Genomic DNA, 15,836 nt, shown 5'->3' on the forward strand with positions numbered 1-15,836 from the left:
ACCCCGTGCAAAATGACGGAATTCGGGATAGGAAGCGACGCGAGACGAAGCGCCGCATCATCGACGAGGCGGTGCGGCTCGTCCAAGAGTCCGGCTTCGACGCCGTGACCGTCGAGGACATCTGCGCCGCCGCCGGGATTTCCCGCCGCACGTTTTTTAACTACATGGACTCCAAGGATGAAGCCGTCCTAGGGGTGTTCCCATTCGTGTTCAGCGCCGAGTCGCTGGAGCGGATCCGCACGACGCCGAGTGGAAACATGCTGGAGCTCATCATCGCGTCGGTGGACACGGTGGACGAGGCCTACGGCCCCACCCCGGAGATTCGTCACGCGCTCCTGGAGGCCAACCCGGAGCTGCTGCACGCGGAGGCAGCCCGCAAACGTCATATGCTCATCGAACTGGGTACGGCACTCAACGATCACTTCCAGCGGTTCCCGAGCGACCTTCGCGCAGGTAGCGAGGCGAAGAGGGAAACCCACATCGTGCTCGGCCTCTTTCGTACCGCGCTGTCGCGGTACCTCTGGAGCCCAGCCGCAAGCGGCTGCGCCGACCCCGTCGAGGGGCTGCGCCGCACCGCCCAGGACATCACTACGTACGCACAGGAGCTGAAATGGTAGAAAACGCCCAAGACGCCGTTGAAAACACCGGGGAAAACGCCGTGGAAAACACCGGAGAAAACACCGCTAAGAAGCCCAACATCGGCCTCGTCTTCTCGGCCCTGCTGCTCACCATGCTGATGAGCTCGCTGGGCCAGATGATTTTCTCCACCGCGTTGCCCACCATCGTTGGCGAGCTCGGCGGCGTGGACCACATGAGCTGGGTCATTTCGGCGTTTTTGGTCACTATGACCATCGCCATGCCTATCAACGGCAAGCTCGGCGACATGGTCGGGCGCAAGTGGCTCTACATCGGCGGCATCGGGCTGTTTGTCATCGGCTCCACCATCGGTGGCTTCGCGCACACCATGGAGCTTTTGATCATCGGCCGCGCCATCCAGGGTTTGGGCGCCGGCGGCATGATGGTCAATTCGCAGTCCATCATCGCGGAGGTCGTGCCCGCCCGGGAGCGCGGCAAGTACATGGGCGTGATGGGCGCGGTCTTCGGCGTGTCCTCCGTGCTCGGCCCGGTACTCGGCGGCTGGTTCACTGACGGCCCCGGCTGGCGCTGGGCGCTGTGGATGAACATCCCGCTGGGCCTACTCGCCATGACGGTGTCTGCGACGGTGCTGCACCTGCGCAGGGGCTCGGCGAAGGACATGGACGTCGACTGGCTGGGCACCATGTTTATGGTCACGGCGACTACCTCACTCATCCTCACCACCACGTGGGGCGGCACGCAGTACGAGTGGACGTCGCCGATCATCCTGAGCACCATCGCGGTGGCGGTGGTGTCGGCGGTGGCGTTTGTGATCGTCGAGAAGCGTGCGCGCGACCCGCTCATCCCCATGGACCTGTTTAAGAACCGCAACATGGTGCTCACCACCACCGCTGGCACCGTGCTCGGCTTCGCCATGACGTCTTCGCTGGCGTACCTGCCGACCTACCTGCAGATGGTGCACGAGCTCACCCCGACCGAGGCTGGCCTGATGATGCTGCCGATGGTCATGGGCATGCTACTCACCGGCATGGGCGTGGGCTTCATCATCTCGAAGACGGGGCGCTACAAGATCTACCCGCTGGTGGGCATGCTGGTCGCCGCCATCGGCCTGTTCCTGTTCTCGCGCCTTGAGCCGTCGACGACGCTCACCACGCTCGGCGTGTACATGTTCATCTTCGGCTTCGGCCTGGGGCTGGTCATGCAGGTGCTCGTGCTCATCGTGCAGAACTCGTTCCCGCTCGCAGTGGTGGGCACCGCGACATCGACGAACAACTTCTTCCGCCAGATCGGCTCGGCGCTCGGCGCATCTCTGTCCGGCTCGCTGTTCATCCACAACATGCGTGGTCACCTCGAAGAGCGACTGCCGGAGGCGCTGGCGAAGCTGGGGCCGGAGGGCGCCAGGCTGGCCAACGAGTTCGGCGACGGTGCCGCGAACAATCTCACCCCAGAGATGGTCGCAGGCCTGCCGGACCCCGTGAAGGAAGTAGTGCTGTCCAGCTACAACGACGGCCTGACGCCGGTGTTCATGCTCATGGTTCCGCTCGCGATCCTCGCGTTCTTCCTGTTGCTGCCGGTGAAGGAGGACCCGCTGAAGGAGGACCTGAGCTAGGCCTGGTGTTTTCAGGCTCTTACCCGCGCGAGCGCGGCAGGATCAGTTCGTAGATGTCGCAGTCGCGCCACTCCCCTTCGCGTTCGCCGTAGGTCATCTTCGCCATCTTGTGGAAGGTGCCCACTTTCTCGAATCCGCGGGACATGTGCAGTCCCGCGGATCCTTCATTTTCGGGGAAGATCCACGAGTGGATGGACCACTTGTGCAACTGAATGCACGTGTCGATGAGCTTGTCCAGCAGTTGCCCAGACACACCCATGCCGCGCGCGTCCGGGTGGGTGTAGATGGAATCCTCCACCACCCCGTGGAAGACACTTCTTGTCGACGCCTTCGCAGCCGCCACCCAGCCAAGCACCTTTGCATCGTCTTCGGCGTCCACGGCGACAAAAACCGTCTCCATGATTTTTTTGCGCGAAAACTGCTCCCAGGTCTGGCCCTGCGTTTCGTAGGATGCGTTGCCAGTCTGCAGGCCCATTTCGTAGATCGCGCGGACCTGCGGGTAGTCCTCAGGCCGAATCGGCCGGATGTAGAAGTCCGATTTTTGCATGCGGCCCATTGTCCACAGCAGCGCCCGGCTTCGTCCAAGTTTCCAGCGAGCAGGGCGTGTCGGCACCGTTTTTTATGATGCAGCAAACGCTGCTCAGGGACACCTATCGCTACCGTATACTCATTCGTTAGTTGATGTATTTTGCCCGTACAATCACTTGCCACTCGTCGATTTGTTCGGTTCCAATGGAACGCATTAGGAGAGGGGAAAACATGACCGCCGTCACTACTGCACCCCCAATGCGTTTTCGCACTCAGCGCGAGGGGGACCCAATCGCCGCCGGGGCACAGCATGTCCGCGACGGCTACTGGGCGGTGTTCGGCCAGTGTGCCGAACCTGGCACGCAGGTCCAGGACTTCGAGCTCACCGTCACCCAGATTCAGGCCGCCACCGGCGAAAAGCCGGATGACCCTCACCACGGACGAGGTCACCCGGGCCCGCATCCAGGCGTATGTCCTCCAGTTCGCCCGCGAGCGCAACATCTCCACGGCCGAGGCCACCATCAGGATGCTCACCGGCCACCGCTCGGTGCTGGACCCCACGCCACCCCCGGTGGTGCACGTTTTTACGCCGAAAGGCCCCTTGCCGGGCGATCTGGTGTACATGCCCACCTCCGGTTGGACCGGGCCGGAGGGCACTGCGGCGTTCGACGATTGGCTAGCGCAGTGTGACCCCAAGGTCGTGGACCTCGATGCCGCTGAGCACCACGAACTTGCGGGGTATGTTCCGAACGATGCGATGAAGGCCTTTGTCCGCGCCCGGGACGGAAAGTGCATCTTCCCGGGGTGCAATGTGCCCGCCACCCGCTGTCAACTCGATCACCGGATCCCCTACGCCGAAGGCGGGCCTACAACCCCCGCTAATCTCCACTGTCTGTGCCAGAAGCACCATAATGTGAAGTCAAACTGCGCTTATGCTGGTTTTAAACATGCAGTTCGTGGCGGTGCAGCCGAACGCTACTCTTTGAGAGCGGTTGCCTAGCTAGTCTCGCCTCTCGTTAGGCGCGCGTAGTTCTCGAAGAGCAGCTCCTGGCGCTGGCGCTCGTTTTGCAACAGCTTCGGTGCTCCGAACACTTTATCAACCTCACGGTCGAGGTCTTTGTGAGCGGCAAGGAGCGCCGGGTCCATAGCCAGCGGGTTGTAGTGCTCAGCCAGTGAGCGCTCCGGGTGCAGAGCTCGAGCAGCAAGCACGCCCTGCCCGGCCTGGATTATACGAGCTCGTTGTTGGCTCGACAGTTCCGGGAGGGGGAAGTTGTTCCAAACGATGGTGCTACTGAAGCTCATGTCCGATTTCAACCTACCGCCCACTGTTTTTTGCCACGTGACAAACATTGCGGAGCTGGCAAGCGCGAATAGTAACCCGTCTGAGTCAGCCCCACCGTAAACCTTGTTCGAGATGATCACGCTAGGGTCCAGTTCATCGACGGGCATGTATGGCCGGTTCGAAGAGCTAACTTCGGGGATTCCGACGAAAGGAACCTCCGACTGAAACCCTATCTGCCGGAACAGATGGTGCGATTCAAAGGTGCTGGTGGAAGACGCCTTCGATTTACTGCGAAACTCACGCACCCCTTCGATACGCCGCTTGAGTTCGGGTGAACGCCCGACATCCGCAGGATCGAGATCTACGAGCCATAGACACCAGCGGCGCTTATTGTTTAGCATCTCGCGAGATCCGATATACGGGCGCAGATAAGCTGCTAGCACGTGATCCGACACCACATCCTTGTACTCCTCTTCGGACACCACCAAATACCCGCCATCAGTTGGTTTAGAACCGTAATCGACCATCGGTAGCTCCGGCGAAAGGGGCTTACTCCTCTTTGTTACGAGAACATCGGGCCCATCTACCAGATAAGCGTTAATACCTGTCTTCACCTCAGACATTTCGGGGGCGGAGAGGGGGCGCGGATAGTCCCACAGCCGTCGCTTGACTGCCGTATTACGAGTGAAGCCGACGATTACGCAGTGCACAGCGGCCTTCCCCGGCGCTTCAGAGTCCCAGGCAAATGTGCGGTGCGCGAATTTGATGATCCACCCAGCCCTGAAAACCTCACCGAACAAACGCGCGGCTTGATCCCCTTGGGTAATTGAGTTTGTTGTCACGAACGCGAACTCCCCGTGGCGATGAGTCAGCAAATTAAGAGATTGCGCATGCCAGCCGGTGACAAAATCTAGGCGGGACAGTTGTTTATCCTTGCCCCAAACTTGCTGGAGCAGAGCTTTCTGTTCTTTGGTTCGTGTATGGTCCCCGAGGAAGGGCGGGTTACCAAAGATGTACGTCTTGCCCTTCGGCAGGGGAAGGAACTGCTCCCAGCACACCTGGAGCGCGTTAGCGTGCAGGATGTGGGCCGCAACTTTGATAGGCAGGCGAACCGGGGCCTGGCCCACCCGGTCCACGAGCTCCTGGTTGGCCTGGTGGTCCACTAGGAACATAGCGATCTCAGCGATACGAGCAGGCCACCAACCTAGCTCGATACCGTAGAACTGCCCGATACTGAGTTTCTGCTCGAGCGCTACGTCCACCACGAACTGAGTATCCCCAGAGCGCTTGCGGATCTCGACGATGATGTCTGTCTCGATCCTGCGTAGCTCCCGGTAGGCCACGATAAGGAAGTTGCCAGAGCCGCACGCGGGGTCGCAGTAAACGTTGTTTGCCAGCGAGTCGCGGAAGGCGGCCAGCTCGCTTACGCGAGTGGACTTGTTGCGAATCAGCCGGTCCGCTTCGGTCCTGAGTTCGTCGAGAAACAGAGGGCCGATTGTCTTGAGGATGTTCGTCTCGCTGGTGTAGTGCTCTCCGGCGGCGCGCCGGGCTTCTTTGGACTTCACGAGCTGGAAGAGAGAGCCGAAGATAGCCGGGGAGATGTTCGACCAGTCGAACCGGCAGGCGCGCAGCAGCGCGCTTCTCATCTCAGCGTCGAAATATTGCGTGCGCATATTCTCTGCGAACAGAGCACCGTTGACGTACGGGAACTTTGCCATGCTCTCCGGTACGCGCACGCGCTTCGATTCCGGGGTGTTGAGCACATCGAACAGTGTGTTGAGCTGAGACCCCAGCGTCTCCGGTGTGGTTGATTCCTCGATGAACCGGGTGAACAGGTCCGGCTCCCACAACCCCGAATCGTCCCCGAACAGCAAGAACAAGATTCTGGTGAGATACATCGAGGTCTCTTGCACAGCGAGATCCTCGTCTCTCATCTCCACGGCGGTTTCGTCAGCGACACCTTCGTCCACATCGTCGCCCACCATCGAGGTAAACAGGTCAGCCATGAGACGCGACGCTCTGATCGACGCTTCGGTCTCCTCAGCCTTCGAGATCGTGTCGTAACCGGCCAGGAACTTCAGCGCGTCCACGTTGGCCGCCAGCTCTGTCAGCGGGAACTGGGTATCAAAGGCCAGCTCAGGATCACCCAGGCGGATCAGGCGGAACTCCTCGAAATTCGTCAGCAGGATGTAGCGGGGCCATTCCGTATCGAGCACGTCGCCACCGTTGAGGTAGTCGAGCACCTGCTGGTAAGCCACGGAAAGATCAACTCCCGGGCGCTTCGCCTCCCCGATAACTACGCCGGGGTAGAACAGGTCGATCCGGCCCCTGCCGCCCGTCGAGGAGCGTTTGACGTTTCGCTCAAACAGGTTCACGCGCTCGCTTCGGATACCGAAGCACCGGAACAGGTCGATCCAGAAACGCTGGGCGCTCTGCTGCTCTTCGCCTGTGAGCCCCTGCTCCTTCCAATCCTCGAGCTCCTTAAGCCAGTGGATCTGGAAGTCGCGAAGCCTGCGAATCATCGTGTCGCGGTCCGGGCGGGTGTTCAGGTGGGAGACAGCCATAACCTTCGAATCTAACGATCCGAAGTACCGTGCGCCCAGTCTTTCCACGAAACAGCGGAGTAAAGCACTTCGCTCGCCAGCTGCTGGTTGTTGTACTTGCGCTGGATCGTGCCCGAGTGACGCATCATCCGAACGTTGAGCTTGTAGGCGGATTCCAACAACTCGGGCATGCGCGAAAACACCAGATCGCCGGTAATCGCCCTCCTGAGACTCTCGAGGTCGAAGGTCCAGCTGGTGGTCTCCGCGATTCGATAACGAACGTTGTACGCGGTGTACCTGCTGAGCTCCCGGAACGATCTCGTAGCCCGCTCGGAGGAGTTAGCGACAGGCTCGGTGTTGATCCGAACGCTGATCGCCCTCTTGCCACCTGTTCGGTGCTCTTCCACCACCAGAGTCTCGAGGTGCCCGCACGAAACAGTGGCGAGCCTTCGATGTCCTGGCCTCCGGCCCGTCGAAGGCAGGCAACTAATCACCCAGAGCAGCTCGTTCGTGCGCACCGGGTCCGGGATGGTTTCGTGCACGTACCATCCGATAACATCGAGAAGGTGAGCGTAGCTCGGGTGCTCTGCGAGCTCTGCCCACTGGAGCCATTTGTTATCCCCGGTAATCCAGCTTCGCCCGGAGATGCTTTCTTCGGGACGAATCCGCTCGGCACGATCCCACGGCAGGCTGATCGAGGGCCGATCTTCGAAGTTGAAGATCATTGTCTCCAGCCCGCCCGGGCGCTGCGCCCAGACGATGTTTCGAACCGAAGTAACTTTCTCGGTTGCCGCCAAGAGCTCCTGCTCGGAGAGCGTGAGCTCGTTCTGCGAAACTGGCGTGAATTCGAAAAACTGAATATCTGAGCCCCACGTTTTCCTGTGGTCCGCGAATCGCCTCACAACGTCTCGCGACTGCCCCACGTACGCATCTCCCCGCTCGAACCAGAGGCGGTAGACCCCGCACCGATCTTTTCCGTCGAAGAGCGCGTTGATGAACGGCAGCTCTCGCACGTCGTACCGTTCACCGGGCTGAAACCTTTTCACGTAACTCAGCCTAGTGAGCGGCGAAACCTCTTTGCCTCCGGCTTGCGGGACTGGAAGATTACGTCGTACAGGCCGGACTCGTTAACAGTGGTTACCTGTTGTGACCTGCCTAAACGGTCGATGGTGCCAGTACTACTTACTTCATCTCCATCTAGTCGATTAAGCCCACCAGTTCGCTTACTCCTCGTCGAACCGGTCGAGGAACCGCCGTACCCCGATCCCCTCTTCCACGACGACGAACGCGGGGACTTCAACCCTTTCCACGAGGAACCAGCCCGCGAAGATCAGCCCCAGACCAAACGGTCGCCGAGGCGTGGGTTCCCACTTTTTCCGCAGCAAATCTTCGAGTTCCAATTCCCGAAAAACGTCAGAGTGGAGTTCTGGCCGTAGGACTAATACGCCGAAACCCCGGCTCCCTGCTCGGGAAACCGGGGTAAAAGGCTTAAATACCTTCGAAAGGCTCAGGCTTAGTTGTTCGGGGTGATGATCGCGGTGAAGGCGTCCTCGGTGCCACCGCGGGTCCACTCGATGGTGCCGTTCTCGAACTCCTGGATCCAGCCGGACTCGTCTTCCTTCTGCTCCTCCGGAGCCAGCGGGAAGCCGAGCACGTTCTCAGACTGGGTGTCGGTGATCCACTCGTTAGCGATCTGGCCGACCAGCGGAGCACCGTTGGTGTTCTCGTTCCAAGCGAAGTAGTTCTCGTTGTCGTAGGTGACAACCCAGCCGTTGTCGATCTCCTCGACGGAGAGCGGCTCGCCCCAGGCCGGGTCAACCTGGTCGTCCATAGCTGCAATCAGGCCAGCCGGAACCATAGCGGTGGTGCCGTCGGCGAGAGCGAGCTCCTCGGTAGCGTCAGCGTTGTCAGCAGCGTCAGCCGAGGTGGACTCGGTCACCGTCTCCTCTGCAGCGGTCTCGGTTGCAGTGTTGGTCTCGGTCGCGGTCTCCTCCACAACCTCGGTGTCGGTCGTGGTGTCTGCGTCGTCGGAGCAGGCTACCAGGCCGGTAGCCAGAGTCAGAGCAGCGGCGGAAGCGGCAAGCTTGCGGGAAAACATTGAGTAATACCTTTCTTCGTTGCGTAATTGCTCCGCCCATTATGCAAACTTTGGGTTAACTCCGGCGTTTCCGCCCACCTGAACGGGGGTGATTTCGTATGGACCTCTTGCGCTGGCGGGGTTTTGTCTTCTCGCGCTTGCCTGCCGTTTTAAGCGTCTGCTTACTCCCCCGCGAGGAACGGGCAGTCCGCCCCTTCGCCACTCCCACGAAGTCCTGCACCGCATCACTGTCGTCGTCCTTTTTCCATACCAAAGCGATTTGCGTCTCGGGCTTGGCGTCCAGCTCGACCGGCACCACTTGTTTCTTCGCCAGATTCTTCAACAGCGGCAGCGGCGCGTAGGCGATGCCGACGTTCGCGGCGACGACCTGGAGGGCGGACCGGAGGTCGTCGATAGGCGTGTGCCCCGAAAAGTTCACAATTTCGTCCGAAAGATCCTCGCGCGTCGGGCGCTCCCCTACGTAGATGGAGTCTTTCGGCACGGCGACGCCGGCGGCCTCGTCGTAAAGGCGAACCACGTGGTAGTCGTCCGTGACCCGCGGGTCCGGCAGCCGCATGAGCGCAAGCGTTGCTTCCTCAACAAACGGATCGTCGGACGGGATCGTGGTCAGCGGCGATTCGTAACGACGGAACCACTTGCCCGGCTCGGTGCCTGTGACGAAAGCGATGGTGAGCATGGCCAAATGCTACCGTTTTGGCCATGACGCAAGAGCAACCATCCGGCACCGCTATGAAGCCCGTAACCGCAGCGAAGAAGCTGGGCATCTACTTGCCCGCCACGCCCGCCGAGTTCCAGGAGGGCGCGGTCACACACGCTGAGCTGCGCGAACTGCAGGACAACCCGCCGGCGTGGCTGCAGGAGCTCAGGCTTACGGGCCCGCACCCGCGCCCGGAGGTGGCGCGAAAACTCGGCATCTCCGTCAACGCGCTGAAGAACGCGGACATGGACAAGGCGCTGACCACCGAAGAGATTCGGGCGCTGCTTGACGACCAGCCGGAATGGTTGCGAAAAGCCCGCGCCACTCAAGCAGAGCAGCGCGGGCACAGCGTGGCCGCAGACGACGACGCAAGCGGTGACGGCGCGAGCGGTGACGGCGCAAGCACCGTCACGGAAGAAAACGACTAGAGCATCTTCCAGTCTTCGAGGTCCGGGTAGAGGGGGAACTTCTCCGCCAGGGCCTCGACGCGGGCGCGCAGGGCCGCGACGTCCGCGCCTTCGCCGGCGATAAGCGCCTCGGCGATGATGTCGGCGACTTCGACGAAGTCCTCGCGCTCGAAGCCACGGGTAGCCAGCGCGGAGGTGCCGATGCGCAGGCCGGAGGTGACCTTCGGCGGGCGCGGGTCGAACGGCACGGCGTTGCGGTTCACGGTGATGCCGGCTGCGTGCAGCAGGTCTTCGGCCTCCTGGCCGTTCATCGGCGAGTTACGCAGGTCGACCAGCACCAAGTGGACATCGGTGCCGCCGGAGACGACGGACACACCGGCGTCGCGGGCATCGTCGCGAAGCAAACGCTCCGCCAGCACTTGGGCACCGTCAATGGTTCGCTGCTGGCGGTCCTTGAACTCCGGGGTGCCCGCGATCTTGAACGCGGTCGCCTTCGCAGCAACCACGTGCATGAGCGGGCCGCCCTGCTGGCCCGGGAACACCGCCGAGTTGAGCTTCTTGTGCAGCTCAAGGTCGTTGGTCAGGATGAAGCCGGAGCGCGGACCGCCGAGCGTCTTGTGCACGGTCGAGGACACCACGTGGGCGTGCGGCACCGGGTTCGGGTGCAGGCCAGCGGCAACCAGGCCGGCGAAGTGCGCCATGTCCACCCACAGGTACGCGCCGACCTCGTCGGCGATGGAGCGGAACTCAGCGAAATCCTCCTGGCGCGGGTACGCCGACCAGCCGCCGATGATCACCTTAGGCTTCACCTCGCGGGCCTGCTCGCGCAGCTTCTCCATGTCGATGAGGTGGGTGTCCTCCTCCACCTGGTACGCCGCGACGTTGTACAGGCGGCCGGAGAAGTTGATCTTCATGCCGTGGGTGAGGTGGCCGCCGTGGGCGAGGTCGAGGCCCAGGATGGTATCGCCCGGCTCCGCGAGCGCCATGAGCACCGCCGCGTTCGCCTGCGCGCCGGAGTGCGGCTGCACGTTCGCGTACTGCGCGCCGAAGACCTCTTTGGCGCGGTTGCGGGCGAGCTCCTCAACCACGTCGACGTGCTCGCAGCCGCCGTAGTAGCGACGCCCCGGGTAGCCCTCGGCGTACTTGTTCGTCAATACCGAGCCCTGGGCCTGCAGTACGGAGCGCGGCACGAAGTTTTCGGAGGCGATCATTTCGAGGGTGTTTCGCTGGCGCGCCAGCTCGTCGACAATCGCTTCGTGCACCTCGGGGTCGAAGGTGGCTAGATCCTGGTAGCGGAGGTCTTCAGACACGTGCACCGGGTCCTTTCTTGCTCGGTTCAAGTTACTCATTGGCAGTATAGGGAAGCAATTGCTTATCGACGCCCCTTTCGGTGCGACAATGGCATTTATGTCCCGCCCCGTGCCCTCCCCATACCTCGACTTCCGCCGCGAAGATTGGCGCCAGCGCCGAGCGAAGATGCCGCAGGTGCTCACCGAAGATGAACTGGCCAAGCTGTCCGGCATCGGCGAGAACCTCGACCTGCAGGAAGTCGAGGAGATTTACCTGCCGCTGTCACGCCTGATCCACCTCCAGGTGCGGGCCCGGCAGAAGCTGACAAAGGCCACCGAGACGTTCATCGGCGACGACCCGGGCCACGTGCCGTTCATCATCGGCCTCGCCGGCTCGGTTGCCGTGGGCAAATCCACTACCGCACGCGTGCTGCAGGTGCTGCTGCAGCGCTGGGATTCGCACCCGCGGGTGGACCTGGTGACCACGGACGGCTTCCTCTACCCCACCGCCGTGCTCAAAGAACGCGGGTTGATGCAGCGCAAAGGGTTCCCGGAGTCATACGACAGGCGCAACCTCATGCGCTTTGTTACCGAGGTGAAGTCCGGCCAGCCGGTGGTACGTGCGCCGATCTACTCGCATAAGGCCTACGACATCCTGCCGGACGAATTCATCGAGGTGCGCCAGCCCGACATCCTCATCCTCGAAGGCCTCAACGTCTTACAGACCGGCCCGACGCTAATGATCTCGGACCTGTTCGACTTCTCCGTCTACGTCGACGCGAAAACCGAGGACATCGAGCGCTGGTACATCGACCGGTTCTTGAAGCTGCGTTCCACCGCGTTCCGCGAGCCGGGCGCACACTTCGCATCTTTCGCAGAGCTTGACGACGCACAGGCCACCTACCGGGCGCGCGAGCTGTGGCAGAACATCAACCTGCCCAACCTGGTGGAAAACATCCTGCCCACGCGCCCGCGCGCGTCGCTCGTGCTGCGCAAAGACTACGACCACACCGTGCAGCGCATCCGCATGCGCAAGATGTAAGGCGTTCTACTTGCCGAAGCGTCGCGAGCGCTGCGAGTAGTCGCGCAGCGCGCGCAAGAAATCGATCTTGCGGAACGCGGGCCAGTACGTGTCGGTGAACCAGATCTCCGAGTACGCCGCCTGCCACAGCAAAAAGCCGGACAGCCGCTGCTCGCCGGAGGTGCGGATCACCAAATCCGGATCGGGCTGGCCCGAGGTGTACAGGTGCTCGGAGAGCGACTCGACGGAGACCTTGGCCGCTATTTCGTCGGCGGGTGTGCCGGCGGCAGCCTCATCGTCGATAAGCGATTGCACCGCCGCGACAATCTCCTGCCTACCGCCGTACCCCACCGCAATGTTCACGGTCAGCCCAGGTTTTTCGGTGGTGGCGGCAGCGGAATCGAGCATGCGCTTTGCGACGTCCTCCGGAAGCAACCCCAAGTTGCCCACAAGCCGCACGCGGCAGGAGTAATCCTCCGTGGCCAAATCCTCGACCACCCCGGAAATGATCTCGAAGAGCAGCTCCACCTCCTCCGAAGTGCGCCGGAGGTTTTCGGTGGAAAGCAGGTAGATCGTCACCACATCCACCCCCATTTCCGCGGACCAGCGGACCAAATCCCCGATCTTCGCGCCGCCGACGCGGTGGCCGTGCGAAATGTCCTCGAAGCCGGATTCGCGCGCCCAGCGACGGTTGCCGTCCGCCATCACAGCGATATGCTTCGGGCGCTTCTTGCCCCGCAGTTCACGCTTCAGGCGCGCCTCGTAGAGCGGGTAGAGAATCTTCGCGACTGACACAGTTGTCAATTCTAGCTAGAAGCTGCGCTTCTTCCGCTGATCCAGCACGCCCGCCTCCGCCATCGCCTGGTTGATGGCCTCTTCGTCGAACGGGTCGATGCCGTGCGCCTCCGCGAACATCTGGCGGCGGCGGAAACGCGAAAACCGGCGGTGGAAGGCGTAGCCGATGGAAAGCACCGCTACCCCAAGCAGCACCAGCAACAGCAGGCCGATCGGCGAGGCCTTGCCGAAGTCGGGCCCGCGCGGCACCTCCGGTGGCGCCTGCGCCACGATGTACCAGAACATTTCCTCCATCTACTTCACCCCTGCAAATAGGTCGGTTTCCGGCAGCTGCGTCTCCACGCGCGATTTCGCCAACTCGAACTCCTCCGTCGGCCACACGCTGCGCTGATCCTCCACCGGGCTGGCCAAGAACGCTCCCGCCGGGTCGATCTGGGTGGCGTGCGCGGTGAGCGCCGCCGCGCGCTGCGGGAAGTACTCGGCGCACTCCACACGCGTAGTCACGCGGTCCATGATGTCGCCTTCGTTTTCCTCCCAGCGCTTGATCATCAGCTCGTACGGGCTCTTCTCACCGCGGGAGATGAGCAGGTCCTGCAGCAGCTTCATGCGCTGCAGGATGAACCCGTGGGAGTAGTAAAGCTTCAGCGGCGTCCACGGCTCCCCCGCCTCGGGTGCGAACTCCGGGTCGCCCGCCTTTTCCCAGGCGATCATGGACACCTCGTGCACCATCAGGTGATCCGGGTGCGGGTAGCCGCCGTTCTCGTCGTAAGTAATGATCACGTGCGGACGGAAACTGCGAATTTCCTCCACCACCACGCGCGCCACCTCGAGCGGGTCCTGCAGCGCGAAGCAACCCTCCGGCAGCGGCGGCAGCGGGTCGCCTTCGGGCAGGCCGGAGTCCTCGTAGCCCAGCCAGGTGTGTTCAACACCCAGCGCTTCCACCGCGCGCGCCATCTCCTCGCGGCGCACGTTCGTGATGTTCTCCAATACCCCGGGGCGGTCCATCGCCGGGTTCAATACGTCGCCGCGGCGCCCGTCGGTGCAGGTGAGCACCTTCACGCGGTGCCCCTGCGCCGCATACCGGGCCATCGTGGCAGCGCCCTTTGAGGACTCGTCGTCCGGGTGGGCGTGGATTGCCAACAGCCGCAAACCAGACACGCGACACCTCCTACTTCCTAGGCAACCGTTACAGGCCGCCCTTTTCGCCTTTCGGGCCATTTCAACAACTCCGGCCCATCTTAGTACCATCGGGGAAGCATCCAATCCCGCGTTAACTGATCGAGGTTTTGCCCGTGTCCACCACGTCTTCGCGCCCCGCCAGCCGCTACGGAAGCGCTAAGCGCGCCACCTCTGGCGGCACCACTGGCGGCAAAGTGATCGCGGTGGTCACCCTCGTCCTGCTTATCGCGGTACTGGTGGTCGGCGGGCGCGCGATCTCGCAGCGCATGAATCGACCGATCACCGCCGATTTTATTTCCGCCGAGCATGTCGACGACTCCACGGGGCGCCTCTGGATCGAAGTGCAGCGCAAAGACCCCTCTGTGCCCTCCTACTGCATTGTTACCGCGGTGGATTACTCGCACGCCGAGGTGGGCCGCCGCGAGGTGGTCATGCCGGCGGGCGGCGAGGAACTCGTGCGCATCCCGGTGGAAATGCCGCTGCGCGCGCCTTTAGTGTCCGGTCACGTGTACGGCTGCTCCACCACAATGCCCAGCTACCTCGACCCGGGGAGCGACTTCTACCAGGCCCGGTAGCCAAAACCGGCCAAACGCCGTGTGCTAAAGTTTTCGCAGTATATCTATTCGCCCGCGCCCGGCGGGCTTGTTTCACGTATGAGGGAAGGACCCCGTATGGCTGACGCCCAGCAGCAGTACATCACCCCGGAAATGAAGGCGAAGCTCGAGGCCGAGCTGCAGCAGCTGATTGATAACCGCCCGGTTATCGCCGCGGAGATTAACGAGCGGCGCGAGGAGGGCGACCTGAAGGAGAACGCGGGCTACGACGCGGCCCGCGAGCAGCAGGACCAGGAAGAGGCCCGCATTAAGCAGATCTCTGAGATCCTGTCGAACTCCACCACGGAGCGCTCCGGTGTTGTGGAGGGCGTGGCCCACGTCGGTTCCGTCGTGCACGTGTACTACGACGGCGACGAGAATGACCGCGAGACCTTCCTCATTGGCACCCGCGCAGCCGCCACCGGCAACGCCGATCTGGAGACCTACTCGGAGAACTCCCCACTCGGCGCAGCGGTGGTAGGCGCTGCCGAGGGCGAGACCCGTACCTACACCGCCCCGAACGGGCGCGAGATTTCGGTCACGGTGGTCAGCGCTGAGCCGTATGATTCAGACAAGGCTTCCACGCCTCGCGCGAAATAGTTCAACTTTCCCAAGATTCGAAGGACCCAATCCCGTGATTGCATCCCGCAAAGCAGTAGCCGGAATCGCCGCCGTCGCAGCCATCGCTCTCGCTGGCTGCACCCCGCCGAACGAGAACCCGTCGACGGAGAAAGTCGACACGGCGACGACCCAGGATCCGAACTCGCTGAAGGGCGCAGGCAGCGCCACCGCTTCGGCCACCAACGTCACCGAGGCGGACGAGCTTTCGCAGGACACCGGCGAGGCAGTCGTGGCCGAGGACGGCACCCCGATGCTGAACAACTGTGGCGTGACCGGCTTGGTGCGCCCCGAGCGTCTCACCGTAGACTGCAAGAAGCAGGACGACTTCTTGGAGGACATCGTCTGGGACAGCTGGGATGACAACTTGGCTACCGGCACCGCCACCCGCGTTGTGCTCGACCCGGACAACCGCGAGGAGGGTGTCCAGGTTGTGCTGGGCAGCCCGCAGATTGTCAACGACGAGTTGGTGTTTACCACCATGTCCGTCGACGGCGCTCCCGTAAACCCGGAGAACGACTACTAAGCCGTTACAAACGCGCATAGAAAAACAGCCCCGGTATCCACCGCGGGCTGTTTT

At 62.2% G+C, this 15,836-nt stretch carries 19 protein-coding genes; 8 read left to right on the forward strand and 11 right to left on the reverse strand.

What is annotated here, in order from left to right; genetic code table 11:
• Positions 1-5 precede the first annotated feature (5 nt).
• Both HWX32_RS07075 and HWX32_RS07080 read left to right on the forward strand, forming a co-directional pair.
• Positions 6-617 (forward strand): TetR family transcriptional regulator, encoded by a 612-nt coding sequence (locus HWX32_RS07075; RefSeq protein ID WP_175935315.1) that lies wholly within the window; start codon positions 6-8, stop codon positions 615-617.
• Positions 611-2,206 (forward strand): MDR family MFS transporter, encoded by a 1,596-nt coding sequence (locus tag HWX32_RS07080; RefSeq protein ID WP_175935316.1) that lies wholly within the window; start codon positions 611-613, stop codon positions 2,204-2,206. The genes HWX32_RS07075 and HWX32_RS07080 overlap by 7 nt, the downstream gene beginning before the upstream one ends.
• A 19-nt stretch (positions 2,207-2,225) precedes the next feature.
• On the opposite strand, the gene HWX32_RS07085 is transcribed toward HWX32_RS07080, so the two are convergent.
• The gene (locus tag HWX32_RS07085; protein ID WP_075467214.1) at positions 2,226-2,753 is read right to left on the reverse strand and encodes a GNAT family N-acetyltransferase; all 528 of its coding nucleotides are present in this window, start codon (positions 2,751-2,753) and stop codon (positions 2,226-2,228) included.
• Between the two features lie 405 nt (positions 2,754-3,158).
• Here HWX32_RS07085 and HWX32_RS07090 point away from each other — a divergent pair, with 405 nt between their 5' ends.
• Positions 3,159-3,734, forward strand: coding sequence for an HNH endonuclease signature motif containing protein (locus HWX32_RS07090; RefSeq protein ID WP_254868327.1), 576 nt, complete (start codon positions 3,159-3,161; stop codon positions 3,732-3,734).
• Here HWX32_RS07090 and HWX32_RS07095 read toward each other — a convergent pair.
• The 6 genes from HWX32_RS07095 to HWX32_RS07120 all read right to left on the reverse strand — a co-directional run bounded on the left by HWX32_RS07095 (position 3,731) and on the right by HWX32_RS07120 (position 9,333).
• Positions 3,731-6,580: a DNA methyltransferase gene (locus tag HWX32_RS07095; RefSeq protein WP_175935318.1), complete on the reverse strand. Its 2,850-nt coding sequence runs from the start codon at positions 6,578-6,580 to the stop codon at positions 3,731-3,733. The two genes, HWX32_RS07090 and HWX32_RS07095, sit on opposite strands and share 4 nt — an antisense overlap.
• A gap of 11 nt (positions 6,581-6,591) precedes the next feature.
• Positions 6,592-7,605: a GIY-YIG nuclease family protein gene (locus HWX32_RS07100; RefSeq protein WP_175935319.1), complete on the reverse strand. Its 1,014-nt coding sequence runs from the start codon at positions 7,603-7,605 to the stop codon at positions 6,592-6,594.
• A 5-nt stretch (positions 7,606-7,610) separates the two neighbouring features.
• Entirely contained in the window at positions 7,611-7,859 is a 249-nt protein-coding gene (locus HWX32_RS07105; RefSeq protein WP_175935320.1) for a Bro-N domain-containing protein, read from the reverse strand.
• A complete protein-coding gene (locus tag HWX32_RS07110; protein ID WP_175935057.1) occupies positions 7,783-7,959 on the reverse strand; it encodes a hypothetical protein in 177 nt (58 codons plus the stop codon). Before HWX32_RS07110 ends, HWX32_RS07105 begins: the two co-directional genes overlap by 77 nt.
• Positions 7,960-8,072: 113 nt before the next feature.
• Complete coding sequence (locus HWX32_RS07115; RefSeq protein ID WP_175935321.1) at positions 8,073-8,657, reverse strand: hypothetical protein; 585 nt, start codon at positions 8,655-8,657, stop codon at positions 8,073-8,075.
• A gap of 55 nt (positions 8,658-8,712) precedes the next feature.
• A complete protein-coding gene (locus HWX32_RS07120) occupies positions 8,713-9,333 on the reverse strand; it encodes a LysR family transcriptional regulator substrate-binding protein (RefSeq protein ID WP_175935322.1) in 621 nt (206 codons plus the stop codon).
• Between the two features lie 23 nt (positions 9,334-9,356).
• Between HWX32_RS07120 and HWX32_RS07125 the strand changes: the two genes are divergently transcribed.
• Positions 9,357-9,782, forward strand: coding sequence for a DUF5997 family protein (locus HWX32_RS07125; RefSeq protein WP_175935323.1), 426 nt, complete (start codon positions 9,357-9,359; stop codon positions 9,780-9,782).
• Here the strand turns inward: HWX32_RS07125 and glyA are convergent.
• Entirely contained in the window at positions 9,779-11,071 is a 1,293-nt protein-coding gene (gene glyA, locus HWX32_RS07130; protein ID WP_075467208.1) for a serine hydroxymethyltransferase, read from the reverse strand. The two genes, HWX32_RS07125 and glyA, sit on opposite strands and share 4 nt — an antisense overlap.
• 97 nt (positions 11,072-11,168) lie before the next feature.
• On the opposite strand from glyA, the gene coaA reads away from it, so the two are divergent.
• Complete coding sequence (gene coaA, locus HWX32_RS07135; protein ID WP_075467205.1) at positions 11,169-12,092, forward strand: type I pantothenate kinase; 924 nt, start codon at positions 11,169-11,171, stop codon at positions 12,090-12,092.
• 6 nt (positions 12,093-12,098) lie between these two features.
• On the opposite strand, the gene HWX32_RS07140 is transcribed toward coaA, so the two are convergent.
• Genes HWX32_RS07140 through mca form a run of 3 tightly spaced genes read right to left on the reverse strand, consistent with a single transcriptional unit; the run spans position 12,099 to position 14,024 of the window.
• The gene (locus HWX32_RS07140; RefSeq protein ID WP_175935325.1) at positions 12,099-12,875 is read right to left on the reverse strand and encodes an isoprenyl transferase; all 777 of its coding nucleotides are present in this window, start codon (positions 12,873-12,875) and stop codon (positions 12,099-12,101) included.
• Positions 12,876-12,881: 6 nt separating this feature from the next.
• Positions 12,882-13,160, reverse strand: a complete 279-nt coding sequence (locus HWX32_RS07145; RefSeq protein ID WP_175935326.1) for a hypothetical protein — start codon at positions 13,158-13,160, stop codon at positions 12,882-12,884.
• Positions 13,161-14,024, reverse strand: coding sequence for a mycothiol conjugate amidase Mca (gene mca, locus HWX32_RS07150; RefSeq protein WP_254868328.1), 864 nt, complete (start codon positions 14,022-14,024; stop codon positions 13,161-13,163). It lies immediately after the preceding gene.
• Positions 14,025-14,158: 134 nt separating this feature from the next.
• Between mca and HWX32_RS07155 the strand changes: the two genes are divergently transcribed.
• From HWX32_RS07155 to HWX32_RS07165, 3 genes are all read left to right on the forward strand, one after another.
• Positions 14,159-14,620, forward strand: a complete 462-nt coding sequence (locus HWX32_RS07155) for a DUF4307 domain-containing protein (RefSeq protein ID WP_254868329.1) — start codon at positions 14,159-14,161, stop codon at positions 14,618-14,620.
• 96 nt (positions 14,621-14,716) lie between these two features.
• Positions 14,717-15,238 (forward strand): transcription elongation factor GreA, encoded by a 522-nt coding sequence (greA, locus tag HWX32_RS07160; protein ID WP_075467137.1) that lies wholly within the window; start codon positions 14,717-14,719, stop codon positions 15,236-15,238.
• A 34-nt stretch (positions 15,239-15,272) separates the two neighbouring features.
• The gene (locus tag HWX32_RS07165; RefSeq protein ID WP_075467135.1) at positions 15,273-15,782 is read left to right on the forward strand and encodes a hypothetical protein; all 510 of its coding nucleotides are present in this window, start codon (positions 15,273-15,275) and stop codon (positions 15,780-15,782) included.
• Positions 15,783-15,836 lie beyond the last annotated feature (54 nt).

Origin of the sequence: Corynebacterium sp. Marseille-P4321 (assembly GCF_903645305.1) — a bacterium.
Lineage (GTDB): Bacteria > Actinomycetota > Actinomycetes > Mycobacteriales > Mycobacteriaceae > Corynebacterium.

Bases quoted from the DNA above. Each gene is read 5' to 3' on its own strand.
- HWX32_RS07145 (WP_175935326.1), bottom strand. From the start codon at position 13,160: ATGGAGGAAATGTTCTGGTACATCGTGGCGCAGGCGCCACCGGAGGTG.
- greA (WP_075467137.1), top strand. From the start codon at position 14,717: ATGGCTGACGCCCAGCAGCAGTACATCACCCCGGAAATGAAGGCGAAG.
- HWX32_RS07085 (WP_075467214.1), bottom strand. From the start codon at position 2,753: ATGCAAAAATCGGACTTCTACATCCGGCCGATTCGGCCTGAGGACTAC.
- HWX32_RS07125 (WP_175935323.1), top strand. From the start codon at position 9,357: ATGACGCAAGAGCAACCATCCGGCACCGCTATGAAGCCCGTAACCGCA.
- HWX32_RS07115 (WP_175935321.1), bottom strand. From the start codon at position 8,657: ATGTTTTCCCGCAAGCTTGCCGCTTCCGCCGCTGCTCTGACTCTGGCT.
- HWX32_RS07120 (WP_175935322.1), bottom strand. From the start codon at position 9,333: ATGCTCACCATCGCTTTCGTCACAGGCACCGAGCCGGGCAAGTGGTTC.
- HWX32_RS07080 (WP_175935316.1), top strand. From the start codon at position 611: ATGGTAGAAAACGCCCAAGACGCCGTTGAAAACACCGGGGAAAACGCC.
- coaA (WP_075467205.1), top strand. From the start codon at position 11,169: ATGTCCCGCCCCGTGCCCTCCCCATACCTCGACTTCCGCCGCGAAGAT.
- HWX32_RS07095 (WP_175935318.1), bottom strand. From the start codon at position 6,580: ATGGCTGTCTCCCACCTGAACACCCGCCCGGACCGCGACACGATGATT.
- HWX32_RS07090 (WP_254868327.1), top strand. From the start codon at position 3,159: ATGACCCTCACCACGGACGAGGTCACCCGGGCCCGCATCCAGGCGTAT.